The sequence below is a fragment of the Kribbella sp. NBC_00382 genome (assembly GCF_036067295.1).
Taxonomy (GTDB): domain Bacteria; phylum Actinomycetota; class Actinomycetes; order Propionibacteriales; family Kribbellaceae; genus Kribbella.
In genome coordinates this window covers 1,513,346-1,533,286 of record NZ_CP107954.1, presented here as the reverse complement: position 1 = coordinate 1,533,286, position 19,941 = coordinate 1,513,346, and the positions used below count along the sequence as shown (strand labels likewise).

The 19,941-nt window shown below is 69.0% G+C and carries 18 protein-coding genes; 4 read left to right on the top strand and 14 right to left on the bottom strand.

Annotated features, from left to right (window positions below; translation table 11 throughout):
* The first annotated feature begins 170 nt into the window (after positions 1-170).
* Positions 171-2,285, top strand: coding sequence for a kinetoplast-associated-like protein (locus tag OHA70_RS07645; protein ID WP_328330031.1), 2,115 nt, complete (start codon positions 171-173; stop codon positions 2,283-2,285).
* 72 nt (positions 2,286-2,357) lie between these two features.
* On the top strand, positions 2,358-3,311 hold the full coding sequence (locus OHA70_RS07640; RefSeq protein ID WP_270135943.1) for a DivIVA domain-containing protein: 954 nt from the start codon (positions 2,358-2,360) through the stop codon (positions 3,309-3,311).
* Between the two features lie 136 nt (positions 3,312-3,447).
* On the opposite strand, the gene OHA70_RS07635 is transcribed toward OHA70_RS07640, so the two are convergent.
* Entirely contained in the window at positions 3,448-4,353 is a 906-nt protein-coding gene (locus OHA70_RS07635) for an A/G-specific adenine glycosylase (RefSeq protein WP_328330027.1), read from the bottom strand.
* Between the two features lie 32 nt (positions 4,354-4,385).
* Between OHA70_RS07635 and OHA70_RS07630 the strand changes: the two genes are divergently transcribed.
* Positions 4,386-5,045: a hypothetical protein gene (locus OHA70_RS07630; RefSeq protein ID WP_328330025.1), complete on the top strand. Its 660-nt coding sequence runs from the start codon at positions 4,386-4,388 to the stop codon at positions 5,043-5,045.
* Here OHA70_RS07630 and OHA70_RS07625 read toward each other — a convergent pair.
* From OHA70_RS07625 to OHA70_RS07575, 11 genes are all read right to left on the bottom strand, one after another.
* Positions 5,042-6,550, bottom strand: a complete 1,509-nt coding sequence (locus tag OHA70_RS07625) for a DHA2 family efflux MFS transporter permease subunit (protein ID WP_328330023.1) — start codon at positions 6,548-6,550, stop codon at positions 5,042-5,044. The genes OHA70_RS07630 and OHA70_RS07625 overlap by 4 nt on opposite strands.
* Positions 6,526-7,107 carry a PadR family transcriptional regulator gene (locus tag OHA70_RS07620; protein WP_328330021.1) on the bottom strand — a complete coding sequence of 194 codons (582 nt, stop codon included), beginning with the start codon at positions 7,105-7,107 and terminating at the stop codon, positions 6,526-6,528. Before OHA70_RS07620 ends, OHA70_RS07625 begins: the two co-directional genes overlap by 25 nt.
* 144 nt (positions 7,108-7,251) lie before the next feature.
* A complete protein-coding gene (disA, locus tag OHA70_RS07615; RefSeq protein ID WP_442913903.1) occupies positions 7,252-8,307 on the bottom strand; it encodes a DNA integrity scanning diadenylate cyclase DisA in 1,056 nt (351 codons plus the stop codon).
* Between the two features lie 182 nt (positions 8,308-8,489).
* Complete coding sequence (locus tag OHA70_RS07610) at positions 8,490-8,957, bottom strand: hypothetical protein (protein WP_328330017.1); 468 nt, start codon at positions 8,955-8,957, stop codon at positions 8,490-8,492.
* Between the two features lie 36 nt (positions 8,958-8,993).
* On the bottom strand, positions 8,994-9,932 hold the full coding sequence (locus tag OHA70_RS07605) for a beta-ketoacyl-ACP synthase III (RefSeq protein ID WP_328330015.1): 939 nt from the start codon (positions 9,930-9,932) through the stop codon (positions 8,994-8,996).
* 152 nt (positions 9,933-10,084) lie between these two features.
* On the bottom strand, positions 10,085-11,497 hold the full coding sequence (gene radA / locus OHA70_RS07600) for a DNA repair protein RadA (protein ID WP_328330013.1): 1,413 nt from the start codon (positions 11,495-11,497) through the stop codon (positions 10,085-10,087).
* 55 nt (positions 11,498-11,552) lie between these two features.
* The gene (locus tag OHA70_RS07595) at positions 11,553-12,845 is read right to left on the bottom strand and encodes a hypothetical protein (RefSeq protein WP_328330011.1); all 1,293 of its coding nucleotides are present in this window, start codon (positions 12,843-12,845) and stop codon (positions 11,553-11,555) included.
* Positions 12,842-14,626, bottom strand: a complete 1,785-nt coding sequence (locus tag OHA70_RS07590) for a sugar ABC transporter permease (RefSeq protein ID WP_328330009.1) — start codon at positions 14,624-14,626, stop codon at positions 12,842-12,844. The genes OHA70_RS07595 and OHA70_RS07590 overlap by 4 nt, the downstream gene beginning before the upstream one ends.
* Positions 14,626-15,879: an ABC transporter substrate-binding protein gene (locus OHA70_RS07585; RefSeq protein WP_328330007.1), complete on the bottom strand. Its 1,254-nt coding sequence runs from the start codon at positions 15,877-15,879 to the stop codon at positions 14,626-14,628. Before OHA70_RS07585 ends, OHA70_RS07590 begins: the two co-directional genes overlap by 1 nt.
* A complete protein-coding gene (locus OHA70_RS07580) occupies positions 15,869-16,417 on the bottom strand; it encodes a hypothetical protein (protein ID WP_328330005.1) in 549 nt (182 codons plus the stop codon). The genes OHA70_RS07585 and OHA70_RS07580 overlap by 11 nt, the downstream gene beginning before the upstream one ends.
* Before the next feature lie 79 nt (positions 16,418-16,496).
* On the bottom strand, positions 16,497-17,138 hold the full coding sequence (locus OHA70_RS07575) for a class I SAM-dependent methyltransferase (RefSeq protein ID WP_328330003.1): 642 nt from the start codon (positions 17,136-17,138) through the stop codon (positions 16,497-16,499).
* A gap of 146 nt (positions 17,139-17,284) precedes the next feature.
* On the opposite strand from OHA70_RS07575, the gene OHA70_RS07570 reads away from it, so the two are divergent.
* The gene (locus OHA70_RS07570; RefSeq protein ID WP_328330001.1) at positions 17,285-18,121 is read left to right on the top strand and encodes a GNAT family N-acetyltransferase; all 837 of its coding nucleotides are present in this window, start codon (positions 17,285-17,287) and stop codon (positions 18,119-18,121) included.
* Here the strand turns inward: OHA70_RS07570 and OHA70_RS07565 are convergent.
* Together OHA70_RS07565 and OHA70_RS07560 are read right to left on the bottom strand one after the other, a co-directional pair.
* Positions 18,118-18,573, bottom strand: a complete 456-nt coding sequence (locus OHA70_RS07565) for a GNAT family N-acetyltransferase (protein WP_328329999.1) — start codon at positions 18,571-18,573, stop codon at positions 18,118-18,120. The two genes, OHA70_RS07570 and OHA70_RS07565, sit on opposite strands and share 4 nt — an antisense overlap.
* A gap of 10 nt (positions 18,574-18,583) precedes the next feature.
* Positions 18,584-19,846, bottom strand: coding sequence for an MFS transporter (locus OHA70_RS07560; protein ID WP_328329997.1), 1,263 nt, complete (start codon positions 19,844-19,846; stop codon positions 18,584-18,586).
* Positions 19,847-19,941: the final 95 nt, after the last annotated feature.

Here is a 19,941-nt window from a genome sequence, read left to right as displayed (position 1 = left end):
GCTCCTCTGTCCGGAGCAGGGCCGCCGCGGCCTTCGATTCAGTGGGAAGATCGCGCAGCGGCATGAAAAGAAGTTACCCGTCACCTGAACTCGCTCGTTGTAGCTACGTGACCACGGCTTTGGGACCCGGACTGTTGGAGAGGGGGCCGGAGATGGAATCATCTCGTCGCATGGACGCACAGCGTCTGCCGCTGACCCAGGAACCGGTCCCCGACGCCGGTTCCTTTGGCGTGCGGCAAGCGGGCGGTGTGCTGGAGCGGGCGCAGCGGATCGCGGACACCCTGCGCGAGCAGGCGGAGTACGAGAACGACAACGCGCTGGAAGAGGCGGAGCGGATCCGCGCCGAGTCCGAGCGGCTGCAGGCTGAGGCTGAGCGGCATGCGCAGGAGTTGCGCGCGGCGGCCGAGGAAGAGACGCAGGCGCTGCGTGCGGAGGCCGAGCAAGCGGTCCAGAAGCTGCGCGCCGATGCCCAAGCCGGCGCCCAGCGACTGCTCAGCGATGCCGAGCACGCGGCCGAGCAGCTTCGCAGTGAGTCCGAGAATGAGGCTCACCGAGTACTTTCCGAAGCCCGCGCCGAAGCCGAGCGCTTGCAGCACGAGTCGACCGTCGCTGCCGAGAAGCTCCGTGGCGATTCGACGGCCGAGGCCGAGCGGGTTCGCAATGAGGCCCAGGAGGCGGCCGAGCGACTGACGGCCGAGTCAACCGAGGCGGCCGAGCGGTTGCGGGCCGAGTCGACTGCTGAGGCCGAGCGGGTCCGGTCCGAGGCGACCGCGATGGCCGAGCGGTTGAAGGCTGAGTCGGAGAGCGCTGCTGAGGAGTTGCGCAGCGCGGTCGATGCCGAGGTGGCGAAGCGACGCAGTGAGGTCGAGGCGGCTGCTGAGCAGTTGCACAGCGACTCGCACGCGACGGCAGACCGGTTGCGAGAGGAGTCGCAGGCAGCGGCCGATCGGCGGATCGCCGCGGCGGAGGCCGAGGCCGCGCAGCTGAAGGAAGAAGCCGACGATCTCGTCGAAGAGGCCAAGCAGGCCCGCGAGGCAGCCGCGCAGGCAGTGGACCGGGCGAGCCGTGAGGCCCAGTTGCTGGTCGCCGACGCCGGCGAGCAGGCAGCACTCGTCTCGCAGGCCGCGGTACGCAACGAGGCCGAGCTGATCGCCCGCGCCGAGTCCGAGGCGATCGAGCTGCGGACCACCGTCGAACGCGAGGCGGAGACGGCCCGGGAGAAGTCCCGCGCCCAGATCGCCGCCGCGCACGCCGAGATCGAGCGCCTGCGGGGTGAGAACCGGAGCGAGCTCGAGCGCCGGACGGCTGAGCTCGAGGAGACCGAGCGCGCCAAGCTCGCCGCCATCTCGCTCGAGATCGACAAGCTCCGGGCCGCCGCGGTCGAGGAGATCGCCGCCCGGAAGGCCGAGACCGAGCAGGCGAACGAGCGGCTGATGGCCGACGCGCGGGCGCAGGCCAAGCTCGTCGTCGACAGCATCGAGGCAGACCGGCGTACGGCGGCCGCGGAGGCGCAGCGGATCGTCGAGGATGCGAACAAGGCGGCCGAGACGGCGCTCGCCGAGGCCGAGAAGCAGACCGCCTGGAGCAAGAAGACCGTCGACGACCTGGTCGCCACGGCCGAGCAGGAGGCCCGCGGGATCCGCGACCGGGCCGCGATCGAGGTCGCCGAGCTGGCCCGGGCCAAGCGTGCGCACCTGCGCCGCGTGGTCAGCCGCTCGACCAGCCGGCTCAAGGAGACCCAGACCACGATCGCCAAGGAGAACGCGGAGCTGACCGCGCTCGCCGAGAAGACGCTGGCCTCGGCCAACGAGCAGGCTGAGACGACATTGGCCTCGATCACCCAGCAGGCCGACAAGGTGACCTCGCAGGCGCAGGCGAAGGCCGACCGGCTGAAGGCCAACGCCGAGGTGGAGGCCCAGGAGATCATCACCCGGGCCAACCGCCGCGAGGCCGAGGCCAAGGTCAGCACCCAGGTACTGCGCGAGCAGGCTGCGAACGATCTGGCCAATGCCCAGCGCCAGTCGCACGAGCTGATCCGCAAGGCACGCGCCGAGGCCCAGGGCCTCGAGGCGCAGGCCCGCGAGCACTCCGACGAGCTGCGCGCGCAGGCCCGAAAACTTCTCGCCGACGCCGAGGCGAGGGTCGCTGCGCTGAACCAGCGCAGGGACGAGATCACCAAGGAGCTCACCCAGCTTTCGGGTGTGATCGAGGCACTCGCTGTACCGGGGTTCCGCGCAGGTGGTGGAATGTCCGGTAGCGAGGGTTCCACGGGGGAATCAGGATGAGGACGTGACAGTCAGATCCTTGTCAGTGACAATGTGTGATCCACCCACCCACCGAAGTGAGCATCAGAAGACATGAGCAGTGAATCCCCAACCCCGTTCCGCACCGTTCTGCGTGGCTATGAGCCTGCCCAGGTGGACCAGCACGTTCGTGAGCTGACCACCTCGCTGACCGCACTGCAGCAGCAGTCGGAGCAGCTGCAGCGCCACGTTCAGGAGCTGCAGTCCCGGACGGATGCGGCCGAGTCGGCCGTCATCACCGCCCAGGAGGACAACAAGGACCGCACGCCCACCTTCACCGAGTTCGGTGAGCGGGTCGCCAAGATCCTGTCGCTGGCCGACGACGAGGCCCGCGACCTGGTCACCCGGGCCCGTACCGACGCCGACGCGATCGTCGCCGACGCCGACGTGCACGCCAAGAAGGTCCGCAAGGAGGCCGAGCAGTACTCCCTGGACTGGAAGAGCGAGGTCGACGCCGAGGCTGCCCGCATCCTCGAGGAGGCGCGTACCCAGGCCGACGACATGCGTGACGAAGCCGAGCGCGACGCGACCGCGCGCCGCAGCGAGGCCCAGGCTCTGTACGAGCAGGAGCGCGCCAAGTCCGCTCAGGCGGCGGCTGCCTTCGAGACCACCCTGGCCGAGCGCCGGGGCAAGGTCGAGCAGGAGTTCGCGGCCCGTACGGCGCTGGCCGAGCAGCAGCTGGCGGCGGTCACCGACCGTGCGGCCCAGGTGCAGCGCGAGGCCGACCGGTCCCGTTCCGAGGCGGAGCGCCTGGCCCAGCAGCAGCTGGCCGACGCCAACCGTCAGGCGCAGGAGATCGTCGCGGCCGCGAAGGACAAGTCGGAGCGGATCCGCGCCGAGTCCGAGCGCGAGCTGGCCGCCGCGACCCAGCGTCGCGACAGCATCAACGCGCAGCTGACCAACGTCCGGCAGATGCTGGCCACGTTGTCCGGCAGCCCGGCGATGCCGCTGGACCTGCTCACCGACGACGCCGACGAGGCGACGGCGAACAGCAGCAAGAAGAACTGATCACCACCCGTACGACCCGCTGAGGCCGGCCCGATCCCGGGCCGGCCCCCAGCACCCCGCCCGCTCCCCGGGTCGGCCGCACCACCCCACCCGACCGGCTCGCCGCTCGGGCTGTTGCCGTGTCCGGGCCGGCCGGTCAGGCCGGTAGGCGGTAGCTGTTTTTGTCTACTGGGTCTACGAGGCCGTCGGCGACCAAGCCGTCGAGGGCTCGTTCGCGTTGGATCTGCTCCGGCCAGCAGGCGTCCAGTTCGCTCTTGGCGACCGGGCCGTGGGCGGCTCGTAGTACTGCGAGTAGGCGGCCGCGGACCTGGCGGTCTGTGCCTTCGTAGGTTTGGCCTTTGCGGGGTGGGCCGTCGTAGGGCGAGCTGCCGGCTTGGACCCAGGCACATTGGGCGCGGATCGGGCAGTCGGCGCAGCGTGGGGTGCGGGCGGTGCAGATGAGGGCGCCTAGCTCCATCGTCGCTACAGCCCAGCGGGCTGCAGTGGACTCGTCTGCGGGTAGCGCGGAGACAGCCAGGCGCAGGTCCCCGGCTGTGGGCGAGATGCTCGGCTGAGCCGCTCCAGTGAGGGCTCGGGCGAAGACTCGGCGCACATTGGTGTCTACTACCGCGTGCCGCTGGCCGTAGGCGAATGACGCGATCGCAGCCGCCGTGTACGTCCCCACGCCCGGCAGTGCGAGCAGTGCCGCGTGGTCATCCGGTACTACGCCGCCGTGCTCCTCCACAATCGCCCTAGCCGCCGCATGGAGCCGCAGCGCACGGCGGGGGTACCCCAGACGGTCCCAAGCCCGCACAGCCTCACCTGGAGCCTCCGCAGCCAGGTCAGCCGGCTTGGGCCAGCGCCGCATCCACACCTCGTACGCCGGGAGCACCCGCGCGACCGGTGTCTGCTGCAGCATGAACTCGCTGACCATCACCGCCCATGCGCCCGCGTCGGGCTCCCGCCAAGGCAGGGTGCGGGCGTTCTCGGCGTACCAGTCGAGGATCGGCTCGTGCAGCGCCGATGCTGGGCCTGATGGGGGGAGGAGCGGCGAGTCTGACATGTCGAGCACAATCCTGACATTAAGGTGCGAGCATGAGCAGCCTGCTCCGACCGGTCGGGCATCTGCCCGCCAGCGTGTACTGGTTCCGGCGCGCACTTGTGCTCGTCGTACTGGTGGCACTGCTCTTCGTCCTGATCCGGGTGCTCGGCGGCGGTGGCGACGACCCGAAGAACTCCGCGGCCAGCGACCCCGGGCAGGACCCCTCGACCGCCCCGACCGTCGTGCCCACGCCGACACCCGGCGCGAAGACCTCGGGGACCAAGACGACGAAGACCTCGGCGCCGACCAGCACCGGAACACCGAAGGACGTCGACTGCACCGGCAAGGACGTGAAGATCGACGTCGTACCGGCGACCCGGCGGCTCGCCGCGGGCAACTCGATGAACCTGGTGATCCAGCTGAGTGCCGTCCGGGACGAGTGCCGGGTCGCCGTCGACCCGACCGTGCTGTCGCTGACGATCACCTCGGGCAAGGACCAGATCTGGACCACGGAACACTGCGAGAAGGTCGTTCCGCGCGCCACCCTGATCCTTGCCAAGAGCAAGCAATCGACCACGACCATCCCGTGGGACGGCCGCCGGTCGCGCCCCGGCTGCCTGCCCGGACAGCTACAGGCGAAGCCGGGAACCTATGTGGCCAAGGCGGTCTACGACGGACACGCCTCGACCCTCCAGGCCTTCATGATTGTCTAGTTCTCCACAACCCCTGTGGTAGCAGGGATGTTGGCCGGCTTGTTCATGAATGCCGGCTTGACGAAGAACAATGCCGCGACGAAGCCGATCAGCAAGACGGCTGCCGGTAGCACGATCGCCTGCGCCATCGAGTCGCTGAAGCCTTGCTGCAGTGCCTCCGGCAGTTTGCCGACGCCGCCTTCGCCCACGGTCCCTTGCATTGCGGGGAGATTGGTGGCCAGCCGCGACTCCATCAGTACGGCGATGCCCGCGCTGCCCAGTACCGCACCGACCTGCCGCGTGGTATTGTAGACGCCCGCGCCCGCGCCGGCTTGGTGCATCGGGAGGTTGCGGGTCGCAGTACTGCCCAGTGGTGCCCACATGAAGCCGTTGGCGACACCGAGCAACGCGATCGGCAGCAGCAGCTTCCAGATCGCGACGGTCGGCTCGATCACCTGGCTGAGCCAGAACAGCGAGATCGAGCAGCAGGCCAGCCCGAAGCCGGCCAGGTACCGCGGGTGCACCCGGTCGGTCAGCCGCCCGACGAACGGCGCGAGCATGCCGGAGATGACCGCCATCGGCACTAACAGCAACGCCGACCGGGTCGGCGTCAGCCCGCGAACGCTTTGGGCGTACAGCATCAGCGGGAACGTCATCGCGGTGATCGCGAAGCCGACCGTGGTGATCGCCGTGTTGGCCAGCGAGAAGTTGCGGTCCTTGAACAGCGACAGCGGCAGCAGCGGCTCGCCCTTGTTCTTCGCCTGCCAGAACAGGAAGATCCCGATCACCACCAGGCCGACGATGATCAGGCCCCAGACCGAGATCGGTCCGCTGATCTGGCCCCAGTCGTACTTCTGCCCTTCCTGGATGCCGAACACCAGGCAGAACAGGCCGATCGAGGAGAGCGCGACGCCGACCAGGTCGAACTTGTGGTCGTGCGTCGGCAGGTCCGGAACGAGCCGCCAGGCCAGGACGAAGCCGACCACGCCGACCGGGGCGTTGATGAAGAAGATCCACTGCCAGCCGAGCCCGTCGACGAGCACGCCGCCGAGGATCGGGCCGACCAGGGTCGCGACGCCGGCGGTGGCGCCCCAGAGGCTCATCGCCTTGCCACGCTCGTTGGCCGGGAAGATCCGGGTGATCACGGCCATCGTCTGCGGCGTCATCATCGACGCGCCCAGGCCCTGGAAGACCCGCGCGATGATCAGCATCTCGATCGAGTTGGTCAGCCCGCACCAGACCGACGCGATCGTGAACAGGGTCAGGCCGGCCAGGTAGAGCTTCTTCGGGCCGATCCGGTCACCCAGGCGGCCGGTGATCAGCAGCGGTACGGCGTACGCGAGCAGGTACGCGCTCGTCACCCAGACGACGTTGCCGACGTCGGTGTGCAGGTCGGTGAGGATCGAGGGCGTCGCCACCGAGACGATGGTGGAGTCGACCAGGATCATGAAGAAGCCCAGCACCAGGGCCCACAACGCCGGCCAGGGCCGGACGTCGGGTGTCACTTGTTCTTGCGGTGTTGCCATGAAAGATCCTTGCTCTCGATCCGTTGAAGGAGGGTCGTCAGCCAGTCGCGCTCGGCGGCCAGGATGGCCCGGTTGTAACCAGCGGCGAGCCAGAACGGCTCCGGCACGTGCCGCTCGGTCACGTCCGCGATCGTGGTCTCGACCTCGGCGAGCTCCTCGTCGAGATCGCACAGCCGGCGACGGAAGCGCTCGGCCGCGTCCATCACCTCGAGGTTGTGCGCCTCGCTCAGGGCGACGGGGAACAGCGGGTACTCGTACTCGTAGCTCTCGATCCCGGCCTGTACGCGCTCCTCGAGCGCCGCCCGGCCGGCGGTGGTGATCTCGTACGTCGTCCGCTCGGGGCGGTTGCCGGCCCGTTCGGTGCCGGTCGCGCGGACGAGTTCCTGGCCGGTCAGCCGCTCGACCGTGTGGTAGAGCGAGCCGGGCTTGACCTTGACCAGCCGGTCGTTCCGCCGCTGCAGCAGCACTTGGTACATCTCGTACGCGTGCATCTGCCGCTCGGCCAGCAACGCCAGGACCGCGATCGCCAGTGGCGTCAAGGCGGCCAAATCACCCACTCCGATCATTCCGTACGAACTATTCCATCTGGAGTATTACTCTTCGACGGCAGACCAGGCAAGTCCCGGCAAGTCCCGGCGCAAAGAAACGCGGCGCCGGCTGACAAAGGTCAGCCGGCGCCGCGCTGCGTAGTACGGGGAGTTCTAGACGTAGCGCTCGAGAATGCTGGACTCGGCGAGGCGGGACAGGCCCTCGCGGACCGTGCGGGCGCGGTTCTCACCGACGCCGTCGACCGTCTGCAGGTCGTCGATGCTCGCGGCGAGCAGCTTCTGCAGGTGGCCGAAGTGCTCGATCAGGCGGTCGATGACAGCGCCGGGCAGGCGCGGCACCTTGGCCAGCAGGCGGTAGCCGCGCGGGGTGACGGCCGCGTCGAGCTGCTCGGCGCCACCGAGCTGCAGGGCGCGGGCGACCTGGCCGATGTCGAGCAGATCGGTCGGGCTGACGGCGTCGAGCTCGAGCAGGACGTCCTCGGCCGTCTTCGGGCGACGGCCGGCCGCGGGCGGCAGGTAGTCGCGGACGACGAGTTCGCGCTCACCGGCGACACCGGCGACGAGCTCGTTGAGCTGCAGGGTGAGCAGCCGGCCGTCGGTGCCGAGCTCGACGACGTACCCGTCGATCTCGGTGGCGATCCGGCGGACCATCTCCAGCCGCTGGGCGACGGCGGCGACATCGCGAACCGTGACCAGGTCCTCGATCTCGAGCGCGGACAGCGTGCCGGACACCTCGTCGAGGCGCAGCTTGTAGCGCTCGAGAGTGGCCAGTGCCTGGTTCGCCCGGGACAGGATCGCGCCGGAGTCCTCGAGCACGTAGCGCTGGTCGTCGACGTACAGGGCGATGATGTGCATCGACTGGGAGACCGAGATGACCGGGAAGCCGGTCTGCCGGGCGACCCGGTCGGCGGTGCGGTGCCGGGTGCCGGTCTCCTCGGTGTGGATCGACGGGTCCGGCATCAGGTGCACGGCGGCGCGCAGCATCCGGGACATGTCGCGGTCGAGGATGATCGCGCCGTCCATCTTGCTCAGCTCACGCAGGCCGGTCGCGGTGAACTCGACCTCGATCTCGAAGCCGCCGGTGGAGATGGAGTCGACCACCTTGTCCTGGCCGAGCACCAGCAGGGCGCCGGTCCGGCCCCGCAGGATCCGTTCCAGGCCTTCACGCAGTTCGGTACCAGGCGCCACCGCGGCGAGGGTCGCACGCATCCGGGCGTTGGTGCTGTTCTTGTCGGAATTCGGGGCCACGGTCCCTGAGTCTATGCGGCGCGCGGCCCCGGCGTGACCGCACCACCGGCTTTGCGGCCGCAGCGGCTGCGGCGATCCGGTCGCGTTTGCAAACGCACGTGCATCGCATCGTGCAACCGCATCGTGCAGGTCCGGGCTGAGCGCTATTTGGCCACCCGGCGGGCCTGGACGGCGATTCCGGCCAGCACCAGCCACAACACGATCACCAATCCGATAACAGGTGACCAACTGTCGTCGTACCGCGTGTCGCCGCTCGTGTGGTCTTCGATCGCGAGCGGAAGGGTCAGGACGACGACCGCGAGACCGGCGATCGCGGCGCCCAACGAGGAGAGCCGTTGGGGCGGCCGCGCGACGGCCAACACCAGTGCGGCCAGGTACGGCACGAGCGCCAGCGGCTCCTGGACGTAGAGGTCGAGCCCGGTGCGATGCAGGTGCTCCTGGGTCACCCCGGTCGCCGACCTGGTGATGATCCTGCGGTCCAGCCAGTTGGAGCCGAGCAGCACGAACAGCCCGACCACGGTCGCGTACGCCGCACAGCGGTACATCGCCAACTGCACCGCTCCACCCGGCGAGTGCAGGTGGTACCGGGTCTCCAGCTCGAACTGACTCATGCGCTCAGGCTGGCAGCTCCGGGGTCCAGGCCCGTACTACGGGCAGCGGATGATCTGTCCGGCGTACGACAGGCCGCCGCCGAACCCGAACAGCAGCACCGGCGCCCCGACCGGAATCTCGCGCCGCTCGACTAGCTTGGACAAGGCGATCGGGATGCTCGCGGCCGAGGTGTTGCCGGACTCGATCACGTCGCGGGCGATCACCGCGTTGACCGCGCCGAGCCGCTTGGCCAGCGGCTCGATGATCCGCAGGTTGGCCTGGTGCAGCACGACGCCGCCGAGCTCCTCGGGCGTGACGCCACCCTTCTCGCAGACCTGCCGGGCGATCACCGGCAGCTGGGTGGTGGTCCAGCGGAAGACGCTCTGACCCTCCTGGGCGAACGTGCCGTTGCGGCCCTCGATCCGGACCGCGTCGGACATCTCCGGCACCGAGCCCCAGACGACCGGGCCGACCTCCGGCTCATCGCTGGCGACCAGGACCGCCGCGCCGGCGCCGTCGCCGATCAGCACGCAGGTGGTCCGGTCGGTCCAGTCGGTGAAGTCGCTCAGCTTCTCGACGCCGATCACCAGCGCCTTGGAGGCGGCACCCGCGCGGATCGCGTGGTCGGCCGTCGCCAGCGCGTGGCTGAACCCGGAGCAGGCGGTGTTCACGTCGAGCGCGGCCGGGCTGCCCAGACCGAGCCGGGCGGCCACCCGGGCGGCGATGTTGGGGGAGCGGTCGAGCGCAGTACAGGTTGCGACGACGACCAGGTCGATCTCGGCGGTGTCGATGCCGGCATTGGCGACGGCCTTCTCGGCGGCCCGCCAGGCCATCTCGTCGACCTGCTCGTCCGGCGCCGCGATCCGGCGCTCCTTGATCCCGACCCGGCTCTGGATCCACTCGTCGTTGGTCTCGACCATGGTGGACAGTTCGGCGTTGGTGAGCACCCGCTCGGGCTGGTAATGGCCGAGGGCGACAACTCTGGAACCGGTCATCTCGCGTGCTCCTCCGGGAGGGGGACGGCCTGGGTCGGGTGGCCGTTGTTTGGGGGCACCCTCAGAATACGTTCCTTACTACTGGCGCGTAGATACCCGTCTCACCGTCACACCGCGGCTGTGAATTGGACCACAGGGTCCAGCTCTGCCGCTCAGGTGAGGCCGGCGGCGGTGAGGGCGGCGCGGATGTCACCGGCTGCGAAGGTGCGCAGGCCGTACTTGGCCTCGATGTCCATCGGCTTGGAGTCCTTGGACCGGTTCGGGACGTCGGCCGGGATGATCGCCTTGGTGAAGCCGAGCCGGGCGGCCTCGGCCAGCCGTTTCTCCAGGCCGCCGACGCGACGCACCTCGCCCGCGAGGCCGACCTCACCGATCGCGATCAGGCCGGGATGGATCGGCTTGTCCATCACCGACGACGCGACCGAGATGGCGACCGCGAGATCCGCGACGGGCTCGGTGATCTTCACCCCGCCCACGGTCGCGACGTACACCTCTTGGTCGGTCAGCTTCAGCCCCGCGCGATTGCCCAGCACGGCCAGCACCATCGCGACCCGCGACGACTCCAAGCCTGACGTCGTACGCCGAGGTTGTGGCGCCGCCGACGGCCCGACCAGAGCCTGTACTTCGGCCAGCAACGGCCGGCGTCCTTCCATCATCACGGTCACACACGTCCCCGCGACGGGCTCGGCGTGCTCGGACACGAACAGGCCGGTCGGGTCGCTCACCTCGACGATGCCGGTGTCGACCATGTCGAAGCAGCCGACCTCATCGGATGGGCCGAAGCGGTTCTTGGTCGCGCGCACCATCCGGAAGCCGGAGTGCCGGTCGCCGTCGAACGCGAGCACGACGTCGACCAGGTGCTCGAGCATCCGCGGGCCGGCGATCGCGCCGTCCTTGGTGACGTGGCCGACGAGCACGACGGCGATGTTGCGTTCCTTCGCCAGTCGGACCAGGGCGCCCGTCACCTCGCGGACCTGGGTGACGCCGCCCGGAGCGCCGTCGACCTCGGGGTGGGCCATCGTTTGTACGGAGTCGATCACCAGGAAGCTCGGGTCGACCGCATCCACCTGGCCGACGACGGCTCCGAGGTCTGTCTCGGCCGCTAGGAACAGCTCGTCCACCAACGCGTCTGTGCGGCCCGCCCTAAGCCGGACCTGCGCGGCTGACTCTTCGCCGGAGACGTACAACGTGCGTTGTCCTCGGCGGGCCGACTGTGCCGCGACCTCCAGCAGGAGCGTCGACTTGCCGACGCCGGGCTCGCCTGCGAGCAGGATGACGGCGCCTGGGACGACCCCGCCGCCGAGCACCCGGTCGAGTTCGCCGATCCCGGTTGGGCGCGACTCGGCCTCGACCGCGGACACTTTGCTGATCGGCATCGCTGGAGAAGACACCGGGCCAGCGGTGATCCGGGCAGCCTTGGGGGCGCCGACCTCGGCGACCGTCCCCCACGCTTGGCACTCACCACATCGCCCGATCCAGCGAGCCGTCGTCCAGCCACACTCGCTACACGCGAACGGCGACTTGCCCGCCGCCTTCGACCTGGTCGACCCCGCTGCCTTCACCATGCTGACAACCTAATTGACCCCACCGACAAACCGAGGTTCCCCATCCACAGGTTGTTCAGCGGAGCCAGCGGGTGAGTTTTTGGCGGAGCCAGTTGGTGGTGGATCTGTTGGGTGGGTCCTCGGGTGTGGGTGAGGGTTCGCCGGAGGTGCGGGCTGCTTTTAGGTAGCGGGTTAGGAGGGGGTGGCCTGTTTCGGTGCCTCGGAGGGCTGCGCTTTGTTCGAGGTAGGCGCGGGCGTTGTCGAGGCGTTGGGCGACTACCTCTGCTGAGCCGAGGTGTTGGAGGCAGCGGGCGCGGCCTTCGGGTTCGTCGACCTCGGAGTACAGGTGGGCGGCTTGGCGCCACCAGCGCATGGCTTCTTTGGGGCTTCGTTGCATCCAGGCGGCGACGCCGTGCAGTTCGAGGGCGTGGGCGTGCGCGCTGGCATCGCCGGCGACCGATGCCCGCGCGGCCGCGGGCCGCAGTTGATCCAGCGCGCTCTCCGGATCCTGCTGATAGAGGTGAACGATCGCGAGGTTGAGCTGGATGGCGATCTCACCAGCGAGATCCGGCCCTGGCCTCCGAAGCCGTGCGTCGTCCAACCGGTCCCGCGCGTTCAGTACCGCCTCATCCCGGTCGTTCCCAGCCGGTGCCTGCTCCGCCCGCGCAAGGTGCAGCAGCGCCCGCTCGACCTGCCGACGCGTGGTCAGAGCCGCAGCAGTCCGACCCCGCGTCGCCACATTGGACGAAACCCCGAGCCGCGTACTCGCCGCCTCCAGATCCCCAAGAAGCCGGTACGCCGTAGCCGCCCGCGCCGCCGCGAGTTCTGTCAGGTCGCGCCGACCACAGGCATCACCCACCGCCGCCAGCAACTCACTGATCTCCAGCAACCCCCGACCGTCCTGCCGCCGGAGGTACCAAGCCTCCAGTGCATCGCAGATCCGGCCGATGTCATCCGCATTGGCCTCCTGCGGCTTCTCCGCGACCAGCAACTCCCGCAACCGCGGCTCCTCCTGCTGGAACCACTCCGCCGCAGCCAACCCGCCCGCATCGGAGCCAAGCGACACCAGCCACTGCTCAGCCTCCTCCGCGGCCGCATGCAGCTCAGTGGGCTGCCGGGGCGTCCGGGAACGCCAGCGTCGATACCGGCGCAACCCCACGGGAGCGTTGTAGATCGCCCAGATCAGCGCCAGCACGATCGTCAGGCTGATCCCCGCCACCTTGATCCAGCCGCTGGCGTCAATGCTCTGCGAAAGCTTGTCGCCGGCCAGCCCGGACAACAGCCCGGCCGCGAGGGCACTGATCCCCAGGATGTCGCCCCGCCGCCGAGGCTCGGGCTTCTCGGGCTTATCCGGCTCAGGCGCTGTCACGGCTTGCTCCCCACAGTCAGCCCGCGCACCACGGTCGGCCAGAACGACAGCAGCAACACCACCGGCACGATCGATGCCACCACGGCCGCAGCGGCAACAGTCCCGCTAGATGCCGAGAACTGCCGGGCCTCTCCCCACAAGACCAGCGACAACGGCGTAGTACCGGGCCCGCTGATCAGGAACCCGACGATGAAGTCGTTCCACACCAGAGCGAACTCCAGCACGGCAACAGCCACCAGAGCAGGCCGGTAGCGACGCTGCACAGTAGCCAGTACTGCGCTCTGTCGAGCCGGCCCCTGCAACGCCTCGGCCACCAACACGGGCGACGCCGAAGCAAACGCCGACCGCAGCAGCAGTACTGCGAACGGCAACCCAGCCGCCGCATGTACCAGCGCCAAAGCAACCCGCGATCCAGCCAGGCCCGCCGTGCCGATCGCATCCCGCAGTGGCGCCGCATACATCTGCACCGGCGTCACCGCGAGCACCACAAAGGCCGAGGTGACCACTCGCCCCAGCCAATGCGGCAACCCACCCCAGGCCACCAGGTAGGCAGTAGGAACCGCAATCACCAATAAAACAAGGGTTGCGACCGCAGAGATCAACAGTGTCGATAGCAGCGCCCGCAACAAGCCCGCATTGGCGGCAGCCGCAAAGGACTCCAGCCCGATCCCGTGGAGAGACCACCACCCCCGCAGCCCCGCCTCCCGCGGCGAGTGCAGCGCAGTAGCCACCAGTACGAGAGCGGGCAGGATCCAGATCAAGCCCACTGCAAAACCAACCGTCCAGCCGATCCGCCGTGCCCGCCGGCTAGGCCTCGATCTGGCGACGGAAGGCCGGACCACGCTCACCGGCACCACACTTACCGGCATCGCCCACCGGCGCCGTCGCAATCCACGGACGCCGATCACCGCCACAGCGGCCACTATCGCGAACAGCACCACACCCATAGCCGCCGTACGGCCCGCAGGCTCGCCGGTGCTGGTGGCCCGCCACCAGTTCAGCCCGAGTACGTCTGCATCGCGCTGCATCGGCCCAGGGACGACTATGAGCACCAGGTCGAACACCCGGACCGCCGCGATCACCAGAGTCAGCGTCACCACCCCGGTGATCGGCCTGAGCAACGGCAACTCCAACGCCAGCAGCCGTCGCCACCCGGTGACGCCCTCAGTCGTCAGGGTCCGGCTCACGTCATCCGGGATCGCATCCAGCCCTGCCCGGAACAGCGAAACGACGTACCCGAGCCAGGTCCAGCCGAACGCCGACACCAGTACCAGCCAGAACAGCCCAGGCCCGAGCCAGACCGGGCTGGAGCCGAACAGCTCGGTCCAGATCGCCGTCACCGTGCCACGCTCGGGTGTCGCGTCATAGATGAGCCGGAACGTCGCCCCCGACACCAGCACCGAGACAGCGAACGGAATCACCAACGCCGGCTGGAGAAACGTCGACAACCCCGGCAGCCGATAGCTGACCAGCGCCAGCAGGAATCCGACCACGACCAGTCCGAGCGCCACTGCGATCCACGCCAGGCTGTTGCCGACAGCATGCAAGGCGGCCGGGTCGCCCATCACCGCAAAGTTCCCGAGCCCGAAGGATCCGTCCGGACGCTTGAAGGCGGCCACCACGGTCACCGCGATGGGGATGAGCAGCACGCAGCTCAGCAGCAGCGCCGGAAGGCCAAGTAAATAAGGGCCTGTAGGCCGTCGCGGCTTGCCCGGCACAGGACGGCCACTGATCTCACGCCCGACGATCTCGAGCGACAGGCCGTTGCTCTGCAGCCCCATCAGCCCTCCACCTTCTTCAGCTCGGCCAGAGCAGCTTCAACGGCCTCCGGTACGACGTCGGTCCCGCGGCCGCCGATCCGGACGAGGAAGTCGGTGAGTACGCGCCACAGCCCGTTGATGTCGCCCAGTGGCCCGAGCCGGTCGGACAGGTCGAACTGCAGCGACGCACCAGGCGTCACCAACTGCAGGGCGAGCCGGGTGAGCTCGGGGGAGTACCCACTGGTCACACCGTCCGCCAGGAAGCCACCCTCCGCGATCCACGGCTCGACAGCGGCGGGCGCGGCCAAACGGCGTACGAGGTCGCGGGCGTCGTCGCTGGTCGGCTTGGGCAGCACCATCACGTCGCCACCGACCACCACGGGCGCCGCTGCGCCAGGACTGATCGGCGGGAAGGTGAACATGCCGATGTCATCAGGATCCGCGGCGAAGGATCGCACCACGGGTTCGGCGAAGTCGGATGCGAGCACCATGGCCGCCCGGCGATGCCCGAAGACCTCCACGATCGCATCGGGGAACTGCTGCACGAGTGATCGCTCCACTCCGCCCGCCAGCGCTCCAGGTGCCGACCACATCGTCCCCAGAAGACGCAGAGCCGCAGCAACGCCCGGCTGCTCGGATGGCCGAGGATGGGCCGCCGTGGCCAAGGCCCGGTACGTAGAGGGCGAGGAACCCAGCAGTACGTTCTCCAGGAAGTCGGTGAGCACCCAGCCGTCGCCAGCCGCCAGTGCCAACGGCCTGATGCCACTAAGCGACAACGTCCTGTTCAAGTAGAGCCACTCGCTCCACTGAGTGGGCGGCTTGAGCCCTACCTGACGCAGTACCGATGGCCGGTACCAGACCGCGGACTTGTGAGCCGTCTTGAACGGCAGCCCGTACGTCGTGCCGTCGACCACCAGTAGCTCGTCCCAGAGCCGCGCGCGGCCCCGAGCGGCCAGGTCGTCCGGCATCGATTCCAGATCCTTCTGGTGAGGTGGGACGAGCCCCGGCTGCGGGAGCATCACCAGGTCCGGCCGGCGAGCAGAGCGCGGTCCGAAGGCGGTGGAGATGTCGTCGCCGAGCGGTAACACCTCGACCGGGTAATCCAGTTGCCCGAGCCCGTCGAGGACGGAGTGGAAGGCGCGCAGCTCCTGACCGCTCCAGCTCACTGCGATCCGCACGGCTCGGCGGAGGCCGAGGACATCCGCAGTACCGGAGCAGCCGGTGGCCAGGAGTGCGGCGGAGGCGCCGAGGAAGGCCCGGCGGCTAGTCGGCATAGTGGAATCCCGTAGTACGGGCCTGGTCGGTAGTGATGAGCAGGAGCACCGGGAACCACAGCTCGGGGTTGTCGAACCACAGAAGCGATCCCCAGGTAGGCAGGCCTGCCGCATCCTCCAGCACGATCGCAGCGGGGTGAGCACGAAGCGCACGAGCGACTCCGGCCAGGCGGCGACGACCGGAGGTGATCTCGTGGGGGTAGCTCTTCAGTACGTCTTCCAGTCCACAGCGTTGTGCGGTGACCCGGCTCTCTTCCTCTGCTGCGCGACGGGTGACGCGGTGGGTGACCGTGTGGCCGTGGACGACGTTCTCGAGCACAGTGAGGTGGGGGAGGAGACCACCTTCGGCCGGTACGAGGCGGACGGCGCCGCTGCGCTCGATGGTCGCGCCCGGCGACGGCTCCTCGAGTCCGCTGACCAGATCGGCCAACCGGCGGGCGGTAGTCGCATCCGGCACTACCAGGGCTCGCTGCTCACCTCTGACAAGCTGGAGCCGCTGTGGCACCCCGGGCAGCCTGTCGAGCAGCAGTCCGTCCATTCCGGCTTGGCGCCTCCTACGTCGGGGTGCGATTGCTCACCGTAGTGGAGGCTCAGGTTCACCGCAGCTCAGTGCGTGTTCAGTAAGTCTTGCTCCACAGGTTGATCGCGTAGTCGACCTCGACGCCGGTGTGCGAGGCGATGTAGCGCTCGGCGTCGGCGGGCTTGAACTCGATCCGGATCACGGCCTCCAGGTCTTCGCGGCGCTCGAACCGCCAGCCCATGTCCAACGGCGTCCGTTGCCAACCGCGGGTGAGCCAGAAGCGTTCCACCTCAGCCGGTTTGATCATCGGATAGCTCTCGCTGAACCAGCGCCCGAAGGTCGACCGCGAGCCATCGTTGTCGATCACGAACGCGGTCCCGCCCCGGCGCATCACCCGGTCCAGCTCGGCCAGCCCCGGCTCGCTGCCCGGCCCGAAGAAGTACGCCCAGCGCGCATGCATCACGTCGATCGACGCGTCCGGCACCGGTACCTTCTGCGCCGTCCCCTGCCGCACCTCGACATTCGCCAGGTCCTTGGTACGCCGACGCGCGATCGCCGCAAGCTCACCGTGTGGCTCGACCCCGATCACCCGTCCTGCCGTAGCCGCGAACATCGGCAGGTGGAAGCCGGTCCCACAGCCGAGGTCCAGCACGGTCGCCCCGGCCCAGTCGCGGATTGCCCGCATCGCAGGCTCGATCACACCGTCCGGATCGACCGCATGGTTCTCCACCTCGTACACGGCGGGATGGTGCCAAATGTTGGGACTGGGGATCCCACCCTCCGCTATGTTCGCCACGCCGCAACCCTAAACAACCGCCCGCAGCGGGCCGTCCGGAGGATCTCGTGCAGCGTCGCGACCATGCAGGATCAGCTGACGACCGGGCGATGCAGGACCTTGTCCAGCGGATCTACGGAGCCGGATCGCGCTTCCACATCGGCGATATCGCGTGGGAGCTGGCCTCGGTGTCGCCGGAGCGGCGGGCCGGCTGGCGGATCGCGCTGTGGAACGACGGGGACCAGGACGTCGCGTGGGGCTGGATCGAGGGCAACGGGATGCTGCTCGTCGTCGATCCGGCGCGGCCTGAGGTGGCCGACGAGGTCTTCGACTGGTTCCGCGAACTGGTCGGCCCCGGCGAACTCCTCTGCAGCGTGCTGGAGAGCGAGACCCACCTGATCGCCGCCCTGGAGACGGCCGGCTTCAGCGTTGAGGAGGGCCGCGCCTACTACACCCACCACAACCTCGGCCTCGACAATCTCGGTACGCCGGAAGTCCCGCCCGGCTTCACCTTGCGCCACGCCCGTGCCGACGAGATCGAGAAGCGGGCCGCTGTTCATCGGGCCGCCTGGTCGGACGTCGCGCCGTCCAAGATGACCGCCGACGCGATGGCAGCCGTGATGAGCAGCTGGCCGTATCGGCCGGAGCTCGACTGGGTGGTCGAGAACTCCGATGGTGAGTTCGTGGCCAGCGCGCTGATCTGGCTCGACGAGCAGCACCGGGCGGGCCTGGTCGAGCCTGTCGGTTGCGCGCCGGAGTACCGGCGGCTCGGGTTGGGGCAGGCGGTGAACCTTGGCGCGTTGCATGCGCTGAAGGAGCTCGGCGGGGTCGAGGCGCGGGTTTGTCCGCGGGGTGACGACGGATACCCGATTCCGGCCAAGCTCTACCAGAGCATCGGCTTCCGGCCCGGGCTGCGAACCGTCAACTATGTTGCTAAGAGCAATTAGTCGAGGCGGAAGTAGTGGCAGTCCGGCTCGGCCTCGGCGGGTTGCTCGTCCGGGCCGAGGAGCCGGAAACCGTTCTTCTCCAGCACGCGCCGGGAGCCGACGTTGCTCTGCAGCAGGTCGGCGTTCAGCGGACGCTCGGTGATCTCCTTCAGCAACAGCTGCAGTGCGGCGGTCGCGATCCCACGGCCCCAGAATCGTTGGGCGATCCGGTAGCCGACGTGCCGGCCGCCCTCGTCGGCCCAGCTGACCACGTCACCGGCCACCTCGCCGTCGACGATGATCGCCCGCAGCTCGTTCGCCGGGTTCGCCTGGACCCGCTCGCGGTGGGCGTAGAAGTCGGCTTCCTCTTTGCTCGGTACGCCGGCCATCGCCGCGCTGGCCGGGTCGTACTGGTTCTCGAACAGAGCCGGCAGGTCGTCGGGCGTGATCTGCCGCAGGCTCACCTCAGTCATACGAGTCACGCTAACTCGCAGTACGGACAGTTCTGGTCGTGAGCGTGAGCAGAGCGACCGGTACCAGCAGAAGGCCGCACAGTACTGCGAGCCAGTGGAAGCCGAGCTGAGCCAGGATCGGGCCCGCACTGGTGCCGGCGAGGGAGGCGAAGATGCCCATCGTGAGGTCGGACAGGCCCTGCGCGGAGGTACGGATCTCGTCCGGGACCGAGCGGGAGAGCAGGGTCGAGCCGGCCACCAGGCAGGCGGACCAGCCGAGGCCGAGCAGGAAGAGAGCGATCGCCGTCAGGCCGTGGGCGTCGTCCGGCGCGAGGGCCGCGACCGTCATCGCGCCGGCCAGGATGGTCAGGCCGATGGCGATGGTCGGGATCCGGCCGATCCGGTCGGCGAGGTAGCCCATCACGGGAGACAGGGCGTACATACCGGCGACGTGGCCGCTGATCACGAAGCCGACGATGGTGAGCGAGGCGCCGTGGTGGCGTAGGTGAACCGACGTCATCGACATCACGCCGACCATCACCGCGTGCGCGGAGGCGATCGCGATCAGGCCGAGTCTCGCGTGCGGGATCGCCATCACGGTGCGGAAGGTGGAGGCGAGTGGCTGGCGTTCGAGAGTGGTTCTGACGGTGACCTGTTGGAGGCGGCGCAGGCCGAACCAGACGGTGGCCAGGGCCAGGCCGAAGGCCGCGACGGAGAAGACGTAGGGGCCGGCCAGGGCGAGTACGCCGAGCGAGGTGCCGACCGAGCCGCCGACGCCGGTCAGGTTGGGGCCGACGATGACGCCGATGGTGGTGGCCCAGACGACCAGCGACAGCGAGCTGGCGACGTGTTTGGGGTCGGCTGCGTCGGTCGCGGCGTACCGGGATTGCAGGTTCGCTGCCGAGCCACTGCCGAACAGGCAGCCTGCGAAGAGCAGCAGCGCCAGCGAGTCGATCTGCGCAGCGACGATGCTGAGCAGCGCGCCCGCGGTGGCGATCAGGTAGCCCGCGGTCAGCGAGCTGCGCCGCCCCTGCGAGCGAGCCAGTTTGGCCAACGGCACGGCGAGGATCGCGGCACCGAGTGTCGTCGAGGTGGCGGCGAACCCCGCCATCGAGGTCGACCCCGAGATGTTCTCCGCGAGCAACCCCGACACCGCGAACCCGCTGGCGACAGCCACTCCACCCAGCACGTTGCTCGCGACCAGCACGCGCAACGTCCCCCGCTGCAGAGAGGCTGCAGTAGCCGGTACTACGTCCTGCGCGGGCAGAGCAGGGTCGATGGGGTCGGCGGGCACCCGCTCACCTTCTCACTCAAAAGGAGCTTCGGCAGCTCGGGTAGGGTCGCGGTCAGCGGCTTTTCGTCGCCAGCTTTCGTTAGTACCCGTTGCCC